The sequence below is a fragment of the Burkholderia sp. 3C genome (assembly GCF_054589155.1).
Map to the genome: position 1 here is coordinate 296,576 of NZ_BAAILN010000044.1, position 17,043 is coordinate 313,618.

The 17,043-nt window shown below is 68.4% G+C and carries 15 protein-coding genes; 3 read left to right on the forward strand and 12 right to left on the reverse strand.

Features of this window, described 5'->3' with window-relative positions; translation table 11 throughout:
• The first annotated feature begins 173 nt into the window (after positions 1-173).
• Positions 174-803, forward strand: a complete 630-nt coding sequence (locus tag ACYP33_RS07675; protein WP_459620793.1) for an NAD(P)H-binding protein — start codon at positions 174-176, stop codon at positions 801-803.
• Positions 804-896: 93 nt separating this feature from the next.
• On the opposite strand, the gene ACYP33_RS07680 is transcribed toward ACYP33_RS07675, so the two are convergent.
• Positions 897-1,445, reverse strand: a complete 549-nt coding sequence (locus tag ACYP33_RS07680) for a peroxiredoxin (protein ID WP_414444345.1) — start codon at positions 1,443-1,445, stop codon at positions 897-899.
• Between the two features lie 280 nt (positions 1,446-1,725).
• Here ACYP33_RS07680 and cdpA point away from each other — a divergent pair, with 280 nt between their 5' ends.
• Both cdpA and ACYP33_RS07690 read left to right on the forward strand, forming a co-directional pair.
• The gene (cdpA, locus tag ACYP33_RS07685; protein ID WP_459620794.1) at positions 1,726-3,477 is read left to right on the forward strand and encodes a cyclic di-GMP phosphodiesterase CdpA; all 1,752 of its coding nucleotides are present in this window, start codon (positions 1,726-1,728) and stop codon (positions 3,475-3,477) included.
• 21 nt (positions 3,478-3,498) lie between these two features.
• On the forward strand, positions 3,499-5,031 hold the full coding sequence (locus tag ACYP33_RS07690; protein ID WP_414450063.1) for an HDOD domain-containing protein: 1,533 nt from the start codon (positions 3,499-3,501) through the stop codon (positions 5,029-5,031).
• Between the two features lie 97 nt (positions 5,032-5,128).
• On the opposite strand, the gene ACYP33_RS07695 is transcribed toward ACYP33_RS07690, so the two are convergent.
• From ACYP33_RS07695 to ACYP33_RS07745, 11 genes are all read right to left on the reverse strand, one after another.
• Complete coding sequence (locus ACYP33_RS07695) at positions 5,129-5,926, reverse strand: ABC transporter substrate-binding protein (protein WP_414444342.1); 798 nt, start codon at positions 5,924-5,926, stop codon at positions 5,129-5,131.
• Positions 5,927-6,042: 116 nt separating this feature from the next.
• Positions 6,043-7,113: a succinylglutamate desuccinylase gene (gene astE / locus ACYP33_RS07700; protein ID WP_459620796.1), complete on the reverse strand. Its 1,071-nt coding sequence runs from the start codon at positions 7,111-7,113 to the stop codon at positions 6,043-6,045.
• The gene (gene astB / locus ACYP33_RS07705; protein WP_459620797.1) at positions 7,097-8,449 is read right to left on the reverse strand and encodes an N-succinylarginine dihydrolase; all 1,353 of its coding nucleotides are present in this window, start codon (positions 8,447-8,449) and stop codon (positions 7,097-7,099) included. The genes astE and astB overlap by 17 nt, the downstream gene beginning before the upstream one ends.
• A 13-nt stretch (positions 8,450-8,462) precedes the next feature.
• Positions 8,463-9,926, reverse strand: coding sequence for a succinylglutamate-semialdehyde dehydrogenase (gene astD / locus ACYP33_RS07710; protein WP_459620798.1), 1,464 nt, complete (start codon positions 9,924-9,926; stop codon positions 8,463-8,465).
• A 3-nt stretch (positions 9,927-9,929) separates the two neighbouring features.
• Entirely contained in the window at positions 9,930-10,964 is a 1,035-nt protein-coding gene (gene astA, locus ACYP33_RS07715) for an arginine N-succinyltransferase (RefSeq protein ID WP_414444338.1), read from the reverse strand.
• On the reverse strand, positions 10,961-12,046 hold the full coding sequence (gene aruF / locus ACYP33_RS07720) for an arginine/ornithine succinyltransferase subunit alpha (RefSeq protein ID WP_459620800.1): 1,086 nt from the start codon (positions 12,044-12,046) through the stop codon (positions 10,961-10,963). The genes astA and aruF overlap by 4 nt, the downstream gene beginning before the upstream one ends.
• Positions 12,047-12,084: 38 nt before the next feature.
• Complete coding sequence (locus ACYP33_RS07725; RefSeq protein WP_414444336.1) at positions 12,085-13,308, reverse strand: aspartate aminotransferase family protein; 1,224 nt, start codon at positions 13,306-13,308, stop codon at positions 12,085-12,087.
• Positions 13,309-13,500: 192 nt separating this feature from the next.
• The gene (locus ACYP33_RS07730) at positions 13,501-14,544 is read right to left on the reverse strand and encodes a GlxA family transcriptional regulator (RefSeq protein WP_414444335.1); all 1,044 of its coding nucleotides are present in this window, start codon (positions 14,542-14,544) and stop codon (positions 13,501-13,503) included.
• 1 nt (position 14,545) lies between these two features.
• Positions 14,546-15,340, reverse strand: coding sequence for an ABC transporter ATP-binding protein (locus ACYP33_RS07735; RefSeq protein WP_414444334.1), 795 nt, complete (start codon positions 15,338-15,340; stop codon positions 14,546-14,548).
• A 26-nt stretch (positions 15,341-15,366) separates the two neighbouring features.
• Positions 15,367-16,080 carry an ABC transporter permease gene (locus tag ACYP33_RS07740; protein ID WP_414444333.1) on the reverse strand — a complete coding sequence of 238 codons (714 nt, stop codon included), beginning with the start codon at positions 16,078-16,080 and terminating at the stop codon, positions 15,367-15,369.
• Positions 16,077-16,766, reverse strand: coding sequence for an ABC transporter permease (locus ACYP33_RS07745; protein WP_414450070.1), 690 nt, complete (start codon positions 16,764-16,766; stop codon positions 16,077-16,079). Before ACYP33_RS07745 ends, ACYP33_RS07740 begins: the two co-directional genes overlap by 4 nt.
• Between the last annotated feature and the right edge of the window lie 277 nt (positions 16,767-17,043).

Genomic DNA, 17,043 nt, shown 5'->3' on the forward strand with positions numbered 1-17,043 from the left:
TCGTCGGCAATCTGTAAGATGGCAAACGATCCGGCCTCGCCCTGCGTCACATCCGGCCGATCGGCCGATACATGCCGCCCCACCTGCGGCCGGGTACGGAATCGGCATACACTGGTCAATCCCGCATCGGCCGGCTGGGCCCGCCGGTGCAGCGTCATCCAAGGAGCGGTTCCATGTCGATGAAGGTATTGCTGATCGGCGCCAGCGGCCGGACCGGCCATGCGCTCGCGGACCTGCTGCTCAAGCAGCGGGATTTCGAACTGACGGCGCTCGCGCGCCGGCCCGATTTCACGATGCCGGGCGCGCGCGTCGTGGTGGCGGACCTGAACGCGGATTTCTCGGCCGCATTTCGCGGCCTGTCGCATGCGATCTTCGCGGCCGGTTCGGCCGAATCGGAAGGCGAGGCGCAGGAAGCCGCGATCGACCGCGACGCGGCCGGCCGCGCAGCCGAATACGCCCGGGCGCACAACCTGCAGAAACTCGTGGTGATCAGTTCCCTGACCGCCTACCAGCCCGACAGCGGCCCCGCCGCGCTCGCCCACTACTCGCGCATGAAGCGCGAGGGCGACGACCGGGTGGCGGCCTCGGGCGTCGATTACGTGATCCTGCGCCCCGGCCCGCTGTCGGACGACCCGGGCGTCGGCAAGATCGCCCTGACCGACCGCTGGCAGGACGACGCCACGCCGGTGGCGCGCCAGGACGTGGCCTGGGCCGCCATCGAGGCGATCAAGCTCGGCATCTCGCGCAAGACCATCGGCTTCGTCGGCGGCGGCGTCGCGATCGAACAGGCGCTGCGCACCTGACGCCGCCCCCGCCCGAGGGCCATCGCCATGAAAAACGGCGGCCGAACCGGCCGCCGTTGTCGTTTCCAGCGCGAGTCGAAAAAGCCGGCGCGCTTACTGCGTCTTGTGCGCCGCAGCCCAGGCCTTGACGGCGTTCATGGTGTTCTCGACGTGCTTGTCCGGCGACATGCTGGTGTACTCGTAGAGCACCTTGCCTTCCGGCGAAATCACATAGGACACACGGTTCGCGCGATCGACGGCCGGCAGCTTCGCATCGTATTCGCGGATGATCTTCGCGTCCGGATCGGCCGCCACCGGGAATTTGCTGCGGCATTCGCTGACCGAAAACTTCTTCAGCGTGTCGATCTTGTCGGCCGACACGCCGATCACGGTCGCGCCGTATTTCTTGTAGTCATCGACCGCATCGGCGAACGCATGGGCCTCGATGGTGCAGCCGGTGGTGAACGCGGCCGGGTAGAAATACAACACCACCGGCCCTTTCTTCAGTTGCTCGTCGAGCGAATAGGAGTAGGTCTTGCCGCCCAGCGACGCCTCGGTCTTGAAGTCCGGCGCGGCATCGCCGGCCTTCAGCACGGCGTGCGCCGCCAGCGTGTGCATCGCCAGCGCGGCCACCGCGATGGTCGAGAGAATTTTCCGCTTCATTTCGTTCCTCATTTTCAATAAAGTCCAAGATGTTCCCGAATTCGCCCCGATCCACTCGCCAAACATTCCGGCAGGTGAAATGGGGCGGTAGACAAATCCGTACCGCAGACTCGCTAAAGAATCCGTACCGTTAGCCGTTATTGCAACGGAACCACGGGGTTCCAGCCTCACCCAGCCAGCGAGAAACATGGAAGCCATCAGGAACACGTCGCCTCGGAAGAGCGCCTGGCATCACGCCCTCCGCGCACTGCGCCGACTTGCGTGGTCCAGCGGCGCGTTGATGCCGTCGCGCGCCAACGCACCACGGGACGACGATACCGTCCGCAATTGGCTCGAACAGACCGTCGGTCCGGTCGATTTTCTTGCCCATCTCGATCGCGACCTGCGATTCCTTTACGTCTCGGACGCCAGCCTGCGTTTCATCGGCTATCACCGCGACTACCTGCACACGCTGACGCTTCGCGATCTGATTGCCGAGCAGGATACCGCGACGCTCGATGCGCTGCTTGCCCGCGCGCAGCAAACCGGCCAGGTGGAGAAAGCGACGGTGTGCATCGTCAAGTCGCTGACCTATCCGCTCGACGTGGAACTGCGCGCGGTGCGCAGCCGCCATGCGGGTGTGGACGGCTATGCGATCGCGGCATTCGACGTGTCGGCCTGGCGCGCGATCGAGGCGCGGCTGACCTACGAGATGCACCACGATCCGATGACGGGGCTCGACAACCTGTCGGCGCTGATCCCGGGCCTGATCGAGGCGCAACGCGTGGCCGACGAGCATGGCACCTGCGCCGCCCTGCTGCTGCTCGATCTCGACGATTACCAGCGGATCAACCGCGGGCTGGGCTACGACGCCGGCGATACGCTGCTGCGCGATACCGCCCAGCGCCTGAAGGCCGCGATCACCGGCGACGAGAAACTGGCCCGCGTGGCCAGCGACAAGTTCGCGATCGTGTTCAGTTCGACGAACCGGGCGCTGGCTCAGGACCAAGCGCAAACGTTGGCGCGGCGTTTGCAGGCCGCCATCCAGCCGCCCTACCGCTACGATGGCCAATCGGTGCATCTGTCGGCCAGCGTCGGCATCGCGCTGTATCCGGACGAGCGCTCGCTGGCCGGCCTGCGCAGCCACGCCCAGCATCACAGCCCGCTGCTGCGCCGCGCCGATCACGCGCTGACCCAGGCGAAATCGCTCGGCGGCAACACGCTGGCGTTCCACCAGAGCACGGCCGACCCGACCGACGCCGAGCGCCTCAAGCTCGAATCGGATCTGTACGACGGCGTGCGCAACGGCGAATTCTCGCTGCACTTCCAGCCGATCACCGAAAGCCGTACCGGCGCTGTGGCCGGCGTCGAGGCGTTGATTCGCTGGCAGCATCCGGTGCTGGGCCTGGTGCCGCCGTCCACGTTCATCCCGTTGGCCGAATCGATCGGGCTGATTCATTACCTCGGCAACTGGGTATTGAAGGCCGCCTGCATGCAGATCGTGGCCTGGGACGATCAAGGCCTGGTGCTCGAATACGTGGCCGTGAACGTGTCGCCGCAGCAGTTCCGCGACCCGCGCTTCGTGCAGAGCGTGCGCGAGGCGGTGGCGCTGACCGGCATCAGCCCGCAGCGGATCGTGCTGGAAATCACGGAAAGCCTGCTGATGCACGACCCGGTCGGCGCCAAGACGCTGCTGGAGGAAATCGCCTCGCTCGGCATCCGTTTCGCGGTGGACGATTTCGGCACCGGCTACTCGAGCCTCGCCTATCTGCAACGTTTCCCACTGGCTCGCTTGAAGATCGACCGGAGTTTCGTAGAAAATCTATTGACGTCGCGCAACGATCGCGCGATTGTATCGGCCGTCGTTGGACTTGCGCAAACGCTCGATCTCGAACTGGTGGCCGAAGGCGTCGAAACCGAGGCGCAACGCGAGTTGCTGACCGAGATGGGCTGCGATCACATTCAGGGTTGGCTCGTCTGCCGGGCGCTGCCGTCCGACGAACTGGCGCAGCGTTTCGAGGATCGGCTGCTTTACCTGCGCGAACCGGCCTGACGGCCGAGCGTTTTTAATCGTATGACGACATTGACCGAACACCTGCCGAAAGCGGCGCTGCTCGACAAGCTGTGGGCGCGCATGAACGACCGCGGCGATTTTCCGATGCTGTCGGATTCGCTGCGCGCCACCATGGCCGCGATCGATAACGACAATCTCGACTTCTCGGCGCTGGTGCGCGTCGTGCTGTCGGACTTCGCGTTGACGCAGAAGGTAATCCGGCTGGCCAATTCCGCGATGTATATCGCCTTTGGCGGCAACATCACGACCGTCACGCGCGCCCTGATGGTGCTCGGGATCGATGCGGTCGGCCATCTGGTGGTGGGCCTGAAGCTGGTCGACCACTTCCATCAGGGCGCCTCGCAGCGCATCGACGCCCGGCTCGAACTGAACCGTGCGCTGCTGTCGGGCTGCGTCGCGCGCCGTCTGACCGAGGACGCCGACCTGCGCGCCGGCGAGGAAGCCGTGGTCTGCACGCTGATGCGGCAGGTCGGCAAGCTGCTGGTGGTCAATTATCTCGACGGCGAATGGGAGGCGATCCGCCACCGCGCCGCCAAGCTCGGCTGCGACGAGGCGACCGCCTGCCTCGACGTGCTCGGCGTGAGCTTCGACGAGATCGCCCGCGAGGCCGCCGTGCGCTGGCGCCTGCCCGACGTGATCCGCTTCAGCATCGCGCCCGCGCCGTCCGAGCACGACGAGGATGCCGACGAGCCCGAAGCCGCCCGCGCGCCGGTGATTCCGGACAGCCCCGGCGACGAAGGCGACGCCGAACGCGTGCGCTGGCTGCGCGCCGTCAGCGAATGCGCCACCGAGGTGGCCGCCGCGATGACCGCGCCCGGCGTCACGCCGACGCTGCGCGACACGCGCCTGACCACGCTCGCGCATCGCTTCGGCACCGCGCTCGGCATCGAATCGGACGCGCTGGTCAAGATCGCCCGTGAGCTGACCCACGACGAAACCAGCGACACCGTGCTGCGCGAGATCATCGCGTTGCGCAGCAACGCGGCCGCGCTCGAGCGCGCCGCGTCCGAACCGCAGGCCACGCTCGATTCGGGCCTGGCCGACCTGCGCGCGCTGCCGTCCGAGCATCGTCGCGAGCCGGTGCTCGCGCTGGCCTCCGAAAGCGTGCTGGCCGGCCTGCGCCTGAGCCGCACCGTGATGTTCGTGCGCGGCGACGACGGCACCTTCATCGCCCGGCTCGGCTTCGGCCACGGCATCGAAACGGCGCTCGGCCGGCTGCGTTTCCACGAGACCTTCGAGCCGGACGTGTTCCATCTCGCGATCTCGAACTCGGTCGGCATCTTCATCGAGGACGCGCGCGATCCGAAGATGCTGCGCCGCCTGCCGGCCTGGTATCGCGACGCGTTCCACGACGTGCACGGCTTCGTGCTGCTGCCGGTGCGCAGCGGCGAGCATTGCGTCGCGCTGCTGTACGGCGACTGGTCGGGCTCGCAGCAGACGCAACGCATCGCCCATCGCGAGATGGCCGTGCTCAACAGCATGGGCGCCGAACTGGCGCGCTTCTTCGCGCCGCCCGAGACCGAATCGCACTGAGCGCGCGCACCGCGCCAGGCCCGGCCATGAAAAAACCGGCCGCCCCCTTGCGGGTGCGGCCGGTTTTTCATCGTCGGTATTCGTCGCTACACCGGCGTTACTTCAACACCACCGGCACGCTGAAATACTTCTTAGCCAGGGTGTCGATCGTGCCGTCGGCCTTCAGCGCCTTCAGTGCGCCGTTGACCGCGGTCAACAGGTCGGCGTCGTTCTTGCGCATGCCGAAGCCCACGCCCGAACCGAGGATCTGCGCATCCACCACGTGATCGCCGGCGAACGCGAAGCCCGCGCCCTGCGGCTTCGACAGGAAGCCCTTGGCGGCGGCTTCGGAATCCTGGAACGTCGCGTCGAGGCGACCGGACTTCAGGTCTTCGTAAGCCAGATCCTGGGTTTGATACGGCACCACTTCCACGCCGGCCGGCGCCCAGCGCGCCTTCGCGTACGACTCCTGGATCGTGCCCTGCAGCACGCCCACGCGCTTGCCCTTCAGCGAAGCCGGCGTCGGCAGCAGGCCGCTGCCCTGCTTGGCGATCAACTGGTTCGGGATCGAATAGATCGGATCGGTGAACGCCACGGCCTTCTTGCGCTGGTCGGTGATCGTCATGTCCGAATTGATCGCGTCGAACTTGCGTGCCTGCAACGCCGGGATCAGGCCGTCGAAATCGTTCTCGACCCACACGCACTTGACCTTCAACTTGGCGCAAACCGCATTGCCGACGTCGACGTCGAAGCCGGCCAGCTTGCCGTCCGGCGTCTTGTACTCGAACGGCGCATACGAGGCCTCGACGCCGAAACGGATCTGCTTGAGTTCCGCGGCGTGCGCGCCGGACAGGGTGGACATCGCGGCGGCCGTCGCCACCGCGCATGCGGCCATGTTTCGCCAGTTCAACTTCATCGAAAGGTTCTCCTCGGTAGTCGGGATGGATTGTTCAGCAAACGGCGCGGCCGGCAACACCACCAGGCCGCGAGGCCGCGATTGTAACGCCGCGCGCGAACGCGGCGCCAACTTGTCTAGTCGAGCGCGGCCAGCGTGGCGGTGGTGGTGTCCACCACCATCAGCCCCGCGCGCAGGCCCGGCTTGACGGACGGGTTCGGAAACACGATCCGCTCCTCGTCGTGCGACACCTGGTAGCGGTAGCTGCCGTCGCGCGCCACCAGCGTGTCGCGCGGCAGCGGCGTGAAGTTCGGCACGTCGTTCGCCACGAACAGCTCGAACGCCTCGCTCTGCTTGGTGATCTGGCCGATCACCGTGAAGATGCGCGGCGGCGCCGGCGGCACCTCGTGCGCCGCGAACGCGGTGCCCGACACCAGCCCGCGCACGGCGGCATCGGCCGCGGCGAACCGCGCCAGGTCGTTCTGGCCGAACGGCCGCACCTTGCCCAGTTCGAGCGTGCAGGCCAGCGCCCCGCAGGCGCTGGCCGTGAACTGCGAATAGGTGTTGCCCTGCTCGGTATGCAGCAGCACCGCGGCGATCTCGGCGCGGCCCAGCCAGTCGATCATGGCGCGCGCGGGCGGCTCGCCGATATGCGGCAGCAGCGCGAAACGCTCGAACGCCGAGGCGCGGATCGCCGTATGCAGGTCGAGATGCCAGCGCGCCTGCCGCACCGCCGGCGCGCCCTCGAAGAAGCGCTGCGCGGCCGCCTCCAGCACCGCGGCGCGCGGGGCGTCGCGGCTGTCCGCGCGCTGCGCGTGGCGGCCGTTGAACAGGCGGTTCAGGTCGTCGTCGAGGTAACGCGTGCCGGCGCGCATCGCGCCCGGATGGCCGAGCACCACCAGCAGCCGCGAGGCGAGCGGCAGCGCGCCGCGCGTCAGGTCGCGCACCAGCGCCGATACCAGCTCGATCGGCGCGGTTTCGTTGCCGTGCACGCCGGCCGACACCAGCACGCAGGCCGGCGTGCTGGCCGCCGACATGCACAGCACCTCGGGCGCCAGTTCAAGCAGGCCCTCGCCGCGCCACGCGAAGCGGATCATGCCGTCCGCGCACACGCCCTCGTGCTCGTCGGGCTTGCCGCCCGCCAGCGTGAACGCCAGGAAATCGTCGAGCCAGGCGGGCGCGCCGCCGCGATCAGCGCTGGAAGTCATAGAGCGAGCCGAGTTTGAGGATTTGCGTCAGTTCGTCGAGCGCCGTGCGCGATTCGTCGAGCAGCACCGGATCGGTCAGGTCGGCCGGTGCGAGCCGGTCGCGGTAGTGCTTCTCGATCCATGCGTCGAGCGAGGCGAACAGCGCGTCGTCGATCCAGACGTTCGCGCCCACCGCCGCCCGCTCCGCCTCGGTCAGCACCACGCGCAGGCGCAGGCAGGCCGGGCCGCCGCCGTTCTTCATGCTCTCGCGCAGGTCGAACACCTTGACCTCGCGAATCGGGCCGTTGCCGCCCTCCAGCGCCTCGAGATAGCGCGCGACGCGCGCGTTCTCCAGGCACTCCTGCGGCACCACCAGCACCTGCGTGCCGTCGGCGCGCGTCAGCAACTGGCTGTTGAACAGGTACGAGCCGATCGCATCGCTCACGCCGACCGCCGCATCGGGCACCTCGATCACGTTCAGGCGCGCGCCGCGCTCGGCCAGCGCGGCCGTCAGCGCGTCGTACACGCTGTGACGCTCGGCGAACGCCAGTTCGTGGCAGAACAGCGTGTCGCGGTTGCCGACCGCGATCACGTCGTTGTGGAACACGCCGGCATCGATCACGTCGGGGTTCTGCAGCGCGTAGACGGTGGCCGCGTCGGCCAGGCCGTGACGCTGCGCCACCGCGCGGCTCGCCTCGAAGGTCTGCCGGGCCGGGAAGCGCTTCGGCTCCGGCCCGCGCCGGTATTCGCTGCGCCCGTAGACGAAGAACTCCACGCCCGGCTCGCCGTAGCCGGCGCAAAACCGCGTGTGATTGGCCGCGCCTTCATCGCCGAGCGCCGGGGTGCCCGGCAGCGCGTCGTGCACCATGAAGCGCGATTCGTCGGCGAAGATCGTCGCGAGCGTGCGCTGCGTGGCGACATGCTCGATCGCGCGGTGCAGCTTGCTGCACAGGTTGGCCGGCGTGAAGTGCACGCGCCCATCGCCGGTGTCGGCCGACGGGCTGACGGTGGCGGCGTTGGCCGTCCACATGGCCGAGGCCGAGCTGGCCGCCGCCAGCAGTTCGGGCGCTTCCTTGGCGGCCTTGGCGATTACGTCGGCGTCCTTGCCCGAAAAGCCCAGCTCGCGCAGCAGGCGCAGCGAGGGCCGCTCCTGCGGCGGCAGCACGCCCTGCGCGAAGCCGAGATCGGCGAGCTGCTTCATCTTGCGCAGCCCCTGCTTGGCCGCCGCCTTCGGGTTGGCCGCCGATTTCTCGTTGTTCAGCGAGGCCACGTTGCCGAACGACAGGCCCGCGTAGTTGTGGGTCGGGCCGACCAGCCCGTCGAAATTCGCCTCGATGGCGTTGCGCGTTGCGTTCATCGTTGCTGTCCGCTCAGAAATGGAGGCCGGGCGACAGGCTCGCCGGCATCTGCAGTTGCTCGCTCTCGACCGAGGCCATCGGATACGCGCAGTAATCGGCCGCGTAGAACGCGCTCGGCCGGTGGTTGCCCGAGCGGCCCGCGCCGCCGAACGGCGCGGCCGAGGATGCGCCGTTGGTCGGCCGGTTCCAGTTCACGATGCCGGCGCGGATGCTGCGCTGGAAATGCGCCCACGCGCCGGCATCGTCGGACAGCAGCCCGGCCGACAGGCCGTAGGCCGTGTCGTTGGCCAGCGCGATCGCCTCGTCGAAGCTGCGGTAGCGGATCACCTGGGCGAGCGGGCCGAAGTATTCGGTATCCGGCAGGTCGCGCACCTCGGTCACATCGAGGATCGCGGCGTTGACGAAGCCGAGCGCGGCATCACGCTGCGTCATCGCGATCACGGGCCGCGCGCCGGCCGCGAGCAGCGCCGTTTGCGCCTCGACCAGCCGCGCCGCCGCGCGCGCCGAGATCACCGCGCCCATGAACGGCTGCGGATCGGCGTCGTAGCGATCGGCGCGGATCGCGGCCGTGACCTCGGCGAAGCGCGCGAGGAAGCGGTCGCCCTGCGCGTTGTCGGCCACGAAAATCCGGCGCGCGCAGGTGCAGCGCTGGCCCGCCGACAAGAACGCCGACTGGATTGTGTGGTGGACCGCCGCGTCGAGATCGGCCACCTCGCCGACCACCAGCGGATTGTTGCCGCCCATCTCCAGCGCCAGCACGATCTCGGGCCGGCCGCCGAACTGGCGGTGCAGCAGCGTGCCGGTGTCGGAGCTGCCGGTGAAGAACAGGCCGTCGATCTGGCGGTGGTTGGCGAGCGCCACCCCGGTATCCTTCTCGCCCTGCACCAGGTTCAGCACGCCGGCCGGCAGCCCGGCGTCACGCCAGGCCTCGACGGTGGCGCGCGCCACGCCCGGCGCCAGCTCGGACGGCTTGAACACCACCGTGTTGCCGGCGATCAGCGCCGGCACGATATGCCCGTTCGGCAGATGGCCGGGGAAGTTGTACGGGCCGAACACGGCCACCACGCCGTGCGGGCGGTGCCGCAGCACGGCGGTGCCGTCGGCCATCGGCGTGCGTTTCTCGCCGGTGCGCTCGTGATAGGCCGTGATCGAGATCGCGACCTTGTTGGCCATCGTCGCGACTTCGGTGCGCGCTTCCCAGAGCGGCTTGCCGGTTTCGCGGCCGATCGCGGCGGCCAGCGCTTCCTTGCGTTCCTCGAGGATCGCGGCGAAGCGCTGGACGATCGCGATGCGCGCGTCGAGCGCGAGCGCCGACCAGTCGGCGAACGCGCGGCGCGCGCTGGCGACGGCCCAGCCGACATCGGCCTCCGAGGCGCTCGCGCCGCGCCAGACGGTCTCGCCGGTGCCGGGGTTGCGCGAGGCGAATTCGGGGCCGCTGCCGGCGACCCAGTCGCCATCGATGAAGAGTTCGGACATGTGTTATCTCGGTTGGGATTTCAGCGCGTAGACGCGCACCGGATCGCCTGCCGCAACGTCGAGCGCGCGGGCGTCGGCGGCGCTCAGCACGAAGCGGCCGTCGGCCACCGCGCCCGGCGCCGCGCCGACGCGAAAATCGGCGAGCGAGGTATTCGACACGAGCGCGCGCGGGCCGCCTTCCGCCGCCGCCGCGGGTTCGCCGATCTCGACCGGCACCACGATGCTGTCGCGCACCGTGCGCAGGTCGGACACGTGGCATTCGAGCACCGGGCCGGCGTCGAAGATATCGACGTGGTTCTGGTAGCGCAGGCCTTCGGCTTCGAGCATCTTGCGGGCCGGCAGCGTGTCGCGGTGCGTGAGGCCGATGCAATCCTGCGCGTCCTGCGGCAGCAAATCGACATACACGGGAAAGCGCGGCATCAGCTCGGCCAGGAACGATTTGCGGCCGTGCGAGCTCAGGTAATCGGCGGCGTTGAAATCGATCTGATAGAAGTGCGAACCCACCGCGCGCCAGAACGGCGAGCTGCCGGCCTCGTCGAAATGGCCGCGCAGCTCGGCGCAGATCCGCTCGGGAAAGCGCTCGCGGAACTGCGCGATGAACATGAAGCGCGAGCGCGACAGCAGGCCGCCCACGCCGGCCGTGCGATAGCGCGGGCTCAGGAACAGCGAGCAAACTTCGGCATAGCCGGTCAGGTCGTGCGAGATGTTCAGCAGCGACATGCGGGTCCACACGCCGAGATCCTGGCTCGCGTGCACCACGGTGGCCACGCGGTAGTTGTAGAACGGCTGCGCGAGCCCGACTTCGGTTTCGATCCCGCACACGCCGGCGATGTCGCCGCTGGCGGTGTCTTCCATCACGAAGAAGTAGCCGGCCTCGGCGGCCGTGGCGGTGCCGTCGAGCGTGCGACGCGCGCGTTCGACGCGCGCCGCGAGCGCGTCGCGGTCCGGCTTGAAGGTGGTCAGGCCCGGGCCGGTTTCCTGCGCGAGCGCCACCAGCGCATCGACGTCGCCTGTCTGTACCACGCGAACCACGATCATCGCGGGTCTCCCGAAAGCGGGGTGGCCCCGTGGGTTGAAGTGGCCTCGTCGCGGCGATGCAGCGGCACGCAGCGCACCGAGTCGCCGTCCACCACGCCGAGCGCGGCGCGCGCGGCGGCGTCGAGCGGCGCCTCCATCGCGTGGACCGTTGCGGCATCGGGCAGGTCGACCAGCACGCAGCGAAACGCCTCGCCCTCGCCGGCCGCCACCAAGTGCGTGGCGCCCGCCGCCGCGCCGGCCGCGTTGCGCACCGTGCGCGCGACGTTGTGCGTGACGCAGGCGGTGCGATCGACTTGCGCGGTCAGCACCGGGCCGGCATCGAAGATATCGACGTAGCGGTCCGGCTCGAAACCTTCTTCGAGATGGATGTCATAGGCGAGCAGGCCGTGTTCGTTCGGCTCGCCGAGCACGCGCTGCGCCGCCTCGGGCAGCAGCGGCACGTAGATCGGATACACCGGCATCACCTCGGCGATGAACGTGCGGCTGCGGCCGCCCGATTCCACCTCGATATCGGCGAAATCGCGATGGAAGAACTTGCGGCCCACCGCTTCCCAGAACGGCGACGCACCGTGCTCGTCGGTCACGCCGAGCAGCAGCGAGAACACTTCCGGCGTGAAGCGGCGGCGGTTCGCGGCGATGTACATCATGCGGGCGCGCGACACCAGGTGCGCGGCGGCATCACCGCGCAGCGCCGGGTCGACATAGAAGCCGCCCAGCCGGCTCTTGCCGGTCAGCTCGTGCGACATGGTCAGCGCGTGGATCTTGCGGTTCACATGCAGCTCGCGCGAGGCGTGGATCAGCGCGTCGTTGCGGAACGCGTAGAACGGCTCCGAATAGCCGGCCGCGGCGACGATGCTGGCCGTGCCGAGCAGGCGCCCCGTCTCGCTGTCTTCCAGCACGAACAGGTAGAACTCCTCGCCGGGGAAATCGGCGTCGGCGCGAAACGAATCCTCGGACAGCGCCACGCGCGCTTCCAGCGCGCGGCGGTCGTGCGGCAGCGAGTGCAGCACCGGCCGCGCGGTGCGGGCCATCTGCGCCAGCGCGTCGAGGTCGGCAAGCCTGCCGGGGCGTACGAATAGCATCGTCGTTCCTGTGAGCGGGGTGGGCCGGGCGGGTGGGGTCAGCGGCTCGCGCCGACCACTTCGTCGACCGCGCGCGAGAAGCGCGCGAGGCCTTCGTCGAGCACGTCGAGCGGAATCACCAGCGACGGCACGAAGCGCAGCACGTTCGGGCCGGCGATCAGCATGATCACGCCGTGCGCGGCGGCCGCGTTGACGAAATCCTTGGCGCGGCCGTCGAAGGCCTCGGTCAGTTCGGCGCCGATCAGCAGGCCCTTGCCGCGGACCTCGCGGAACAGGCCGCCGTGCTTCGCATCGAGCGCGGCCAGCGTGGCCCGAATGCGCTCGCCGCGCTCGTGCACGCCGGCCAGCAGCTCGGGATTGCTGACCAGTTCCACCACCTTGTCGGCGATCGCCGAGGCCAGCGGATTGCCGCCGTAGGTGGTGCCGTGCACGCCCACCTTGAAATGCTCGGCCAGCTCGGTGGTGGTCAGCATCGCGCCGATCGGGAAGCCGTTGCCGAGCGCCTTGGCGGTGGTCAGGATGTCGGGCGTGACGCCGGTATCCATGTAGGCGTAGAAGTGGCCGGTGCGGCCCACGCCGGTCTGCACCTCGTCGAAGATCAACAGCGCGCCGTGCGCGTCGCACGCTTCGCGCAGCGCTTTCAGGAACGCCGGATCGGCCGGGATCACGCCGCCCTCGCCCTGCACCGGCTCGACGATCACAGCACAGGTGCGCGGGCCGATCGCGGCCCGGGCCGCCTCGATGTCGTTGTACGGCAGATGGCGGATGCCTTCGGGGCGCGGGCCGAAACCGTCCGAATACTTCGGCTGGCCACCTACGCTGACGGTAAAGAACGTGCGGCCGTGGAACGACTGCGCGAACGAGAGGATCTCGTATTTATCGGCGCCGAAGCGGTCGAACGCCACGCGGCGCGCGAGCTTCAGCGCGGCCTCGTTCGCTTCCGCGCCCGAGTTCGCGAAGAACGCGCGATCGGCGAAGGTCAGGCTTTCGAGCCGCTTCGCGAGACGCAGCACCGGCTCGTTGGTGTAGCCGTTGCCGATGTGCCAGAGCTTGCGGCCCTGCTCCTCGAACACCTTCAGCACTTCGGGGTGGCCGTGGCCGAGCGCCGTCACCGCGATGCCGCCCGCGAAATCGACGTACTCCTTGCCGGCGGTGTCCCACACGCGCGAGCCTTCGCCGCGGTCGGGTACGAAAGCGGCCGGCGAAAACACCGGCACCATCACGTCATCGAAAGTCTGTCGGGTCACGTTATCGCGGGTCATGGCGGTTCCTTGGTTCGGCAATCACAGGGTTCAGTGTAGGCAACGGGGCGCGAGACGTCTTGCGCATTTGCGACGGGTTCTATCGGCTTGGCCGGTTGCGCATCGCGAAACGCGCGGGGAGCGGGAACGCAGTTCGCTCGCCGTGCCGGCGCGGGCATTCACGGTGCGGTCACGATGCATTCGCGGGTGCATTCATCGGTCGTCGTCGCGTTCGACCAGCGCGCCCGCGCGCGGTTCGCTCGTGCCGCCGTGCTGCTTTTCGAGCCACGCGCGGCGATCCTCTCGCGGCGTCACGCCGAAGCGTTCGCGGTAGGCATTCGAGAAATGCGCGGCCGATGAAAAGCCGCAGGCGAGGCTCACCTGCACCACCGATTTGCTGGTGCGCTGCAATTGCGTGCGCGCCTTCAGCAGCCGCAGGTTCAGGTAATACTTCGACGGCATCGCGCCGAGATACTGGCGAAACAGCCGTTCGAGCTGCCGCCGCGAGATGCCCACCAGCTCGGCGATCTCGTCGGTGGTGAGTGGGTCCTCGACGTTCGCTTCCATCAGTTGCAGCGCATCGTTCAGGCGCGGATGGCGCTCGCCCGGCGCGGTCACGAACGGAATCCGCTGGCGCGTCTCGGCGCTTCTCGGCGCGGCGCAGCCGAGCGCGTCGGCGATCCGCTCGGGCAGCGCCGGGCCGTGATCGCGGCCGATCATCGCCAGCATGAAATCGAGGCTGGCCTGGCCGCCCGCGCAGGTCGCGCGATCGCGGTCGATTTCGAAGATTTGCTGGGTGACGATGGTGCGCTCGAACTGCTCGGCGAACTGCTGATAGGTTTCCCAGTTCACCGCCACGCGATAGCCGGCCAGTTGCCCCGCCATCGCGAGCCACCACACGCCGTGATGAATGCCCGTGACGAGCGGCGTGCGCTGGCCGACGCGCGCGAGGCTGGCGAGGAACAGGCGGTAGTCGGCGAATTGCTGGAAGCGCTCGCTGTGCACGATCAGCCAGTCGCAGGCGATCGCATCGTTGAACGCCGCGTCGGCCGGCCATTGCGCGCCGCCCGCGAGCGGCACCGGCTTGCCGTCCCACGAACACACCTGCCAGCGGTACAGCGCGCGCCCTTCGATCTCGTTGGCCAGCGCCAGCGCATCGACGATCGGGCCGACGCCCGACATCGACACCGGCGGCAACGCGACGATCGCCACCTGCGTCGTGCGCGCGGCGCCGCCCGCGCGGCCGATCGCCGCCACCTTACTTGAGGCTGCCGGACAGGAACTGGCGCAGGCGTTCGCTCTGCGGGCGCGCCAGCACCTCGGCGGGATGGCCCTGCTCCTCGGTGCGGCCCTGATGCAGGAACATCACGTGGTTGGACACGTTGCGCGCGAAGCCCATTTCGTGCGTGACCACGATCATGGTGCGGCCTTCCTCGGCCAGCTTCTGCATGACCTTCAGCACTTCGCCCACCAGTTCCGGATCGAGCGCCGAGGTCGGTTCGTCGAACAGCATGACGTCGGGATGCATCGCCAGCGCGCGGGCGATCGCCACGCGCTGCTGCTGGCCGCCCGACAGATGCGACGGATACTGCTTCTCGACGCGCGGCTGCAAGCCGACTTTTTCCAGGTACTCGCGGGCGCGCGCCTCGGCCTCGCGCTTGGACAGCCCGAGCACGTGCACGGGCGCTTCCATGACGTTCTCCAGCACGTTCATGTGCGCCCACAAGTTGAAGTGCTGGAACACCATCGCGAGCTTGGTGCGAATCCGCTGCAGTTGCTTCGGGTCGGCCACGTCGAGCGCGCCGCTTTTATCGGCCTTGGTGCGGACCGTTTCGCCGTCGACGATGATCTGGCCCGCGTTCGGCCGTTCGAGGAAATTGATGCAGCGCAGGAAGGTGCTCTTGCCCGAGCCGCTGGCGCCGATGATGCTGATCACGTCGCCCGCTTTCGCGTCGAGCGAGACGCCCTTCAGCACTTCGTTGTCGCCGTAGCGCTTGTAGATATCGATGGCCGCGAGCTTGCTGGCGGGGTTCGGCGGGGTGATGTCGGCCAACTGGCGTCTCCCGGAATGGATACGAATCAATGACGTCCGGCCGCGAGATACGCGAGCCAGTGGCGCTCGGCCCGGCGAAACGCCGCGACGAGTGCGAACGATACCGCAAGATAGATCAGGGCGGCGATCCCGAACGACTGGAACGCCATGTAGGTGGCCGAGTTCGCGTCGCGCGCCACCTTGAGGATGTCGGGCACCGTGGCGGTGAAAGCCACCGTGGTGGCGTGCAGCATCAGGATCACCTCGTTGCTGTACAGCGGCAACGCGCGGCGCAGCGCCGAGGGCAGGATCACGCGGCGGTAGGCGGTGAACGGGCTCATGCCGTAGGCGCGCGCCGCCTCCACCTCGCCGTGCGCCGTGGCGCGAATCGCGCCCGCGAAGATCTCGGTGGTGTAGGCGCAGGTGTTCAGCGCGAAGGCCAGGATCGCGCAGTGGAAGCCGCTGCGGAAGAACGCGTCGAGCAGCGAATGCGCACGCACGAATTCGAGGCTGTACATGCCCGTGTAGATCAGCAGCAACTGCACGTAGAGCGGCGTGCCGCGAAACACGTAGGTATAGGCGCGCACCGGCATCGACACCCAGCGCTTGCGCGAGACGCGCGCCACCGCGAGCGGAATCGCGCACACGAAGCCGATGCCCACCGACGCCGTCAGCAGCCACAGCGTGACGGCTAGGCCCGACAGGCGTTGCCCGTCCCAGTACAGGAAGGCGCGGCCGAACTCCTGGATGATCTCGATCATAGTTCCGCGTGCCTCACGCCGGTCGAATAGCGCCGCTCCAGATGCCGCAGCACGAGGTTGGACAGCGTCGTGATCGCCAGGTAGATCAGCGCCGCGACGAGGATGAAGAAGAACATGTTGAACGTGCTCTTGCCGGCGTCCTGCGCGGCCTTGACCACGTCGGCCAGGCCGATGATCGACACCAGCGCGGTGGCCTTCACCAGCACCTGCCAGTTGTTGCCGATGCCGGGCAGCGCGAAGCGCATCATCTGCGGAAACAGGATTCGCGCGAACACGCGCAGCCCGCTCATGCCGTAGGCCGCGCCCGCCTCCAGCTGGCCGCGCGGCACCGACAGAAACGCGCCGCGAAACGTTTCGGTGAAATACGCGCCGTAGATGAAGCCGAGCGTCAGCACGCCGGCCACGAACGGGTCGATGTCGATCTGGTCCCAGCCGAGCAGGTCGGTGATGTCGTTGAGCCAGATCTGGATGCTGTAGAACAGCAGCAGCATCAGCACCAGGTCGGGCACCGAGCGGATCAGCGTGGTGTAGCCGGTGCCGAGCGCGCGCAGGCCGCGCCGCGGCGACAGCTTGGCGAGCGCGCCGAGCAGGCCCAGCACCACGGCGGCGGCGAGCGACAGCACCGACAGCTCGATCGTCTGCACGGTGCCCGCCCAGATGAGGGGGCCGAATCCGTAGAGGAACACGCGCGTCTCCTGAAGTGGGTCGGTTGGGAAGCCGGCGGGCGGCGTTCGAGTGGGGCGGATGGTTGCAGGCGAAAAAAACGGTCACAAACCGGGGCCAGGCACCATGCTGCAACGCAACATCGCGACACGATGCCCGACGCATCGCGCAACGCCCCGCAACGCGGGGGCTCGCGCCGCCCCGGCAAGCCGCCTGTCAGGCTCGGGGCCGGATGCGGGCGGTGCGTTTTTGCACGTTTCGGGTCGCTTTTTCGATAGCGCGGGGCCGGCAAAGCCGGCC

Excerpts from the sequence above, each read along its gene's own strand:
- ACYP33_RS07695 (WP_414444342.1), bottom strand. The coding sequence starts at position 5,926 with ATGAAGTTGAACTGGCGAAACATGGCCGCATGCGCGGTGGCGACGGCC.
- ACYP33_RS07740 (WP_414444333.1), bottom strand. The coding sequence starts at position 16,080 with ATGATCGAGATCATCCAGGAGTTCGGCCGCGCCTTCCTGTACTGGGAC.
- aruF (WP_459620800.1), bottom strand. The coding sequence starts at position 12,046 with ATGCTATTCGTACGCCCCGGCAGGCTTGCCGACCTCGACGCGCTGGCG.
- astB (WP_459620797.1), bottom strand. The coding sequence starts at position 8,449 with ATGAACGCAACGCGCAACGCCATCGAGGCGAATTTCGACGGGCTGGTC.
- astD (WP_459620798.1), bottom strand. The coding sequence starts at position 9,926 with ATGTCCGAACTCTTCATCGATGGCGACTGGGTCGCCGGCAGCGGCCCC.
- astE (WP_459620796.1), bottom strand. The coding sequence starts at position 7,113 with ATGACTTCCAGCGCTGATCGCGGCGGCGCGCCCGCCTGGCTCGACGAT.
- cdpA (WP_459620794.1), top strand. The coding sequence starts at position 1,726 with ATGCCGTCGCGCGCCAACGCACCACGGGACGACGATACCGTCCGCAAT.
- ACYP33_RS07680 (WP_414444345.1), bottom strand. The coding sequence starts at position 1,445 with ATGAAGCGGAAAATTCTCTCGACCATCGCGGTGGCCGCGCTGGCGATG.
- ACYP33_RS07675 (WP_459620793.1), top strand. The coding sequence starts at position 174 with ATGTCGATGAAGGTATTGCTGATCGGCGCCAGCGGCCGGACCGGCCAT.
- ACYP33_RS07725 (WP_414444336.1), bottom strand. The coding sequence starts at position 13,308 with ATGACCCGCGATAACGTGACCCGACAGACTTTCGATGACGTGATGGTG.
- astA (WP_414444338.1), bottom strand. The coding sequence starts at position 10,964 with ATGATCGTGGTTCGCGTGGTACAGACAGGCGACGTCGATGCGCTGGTG.
- ACYP33_RS07690 (WP_414450063.1), top strand. The coding sequence starts at position 3,499 with ATGACGACATTGACCGAACACCTGCCGAAAGCGGCGCTGCTCGACAAG.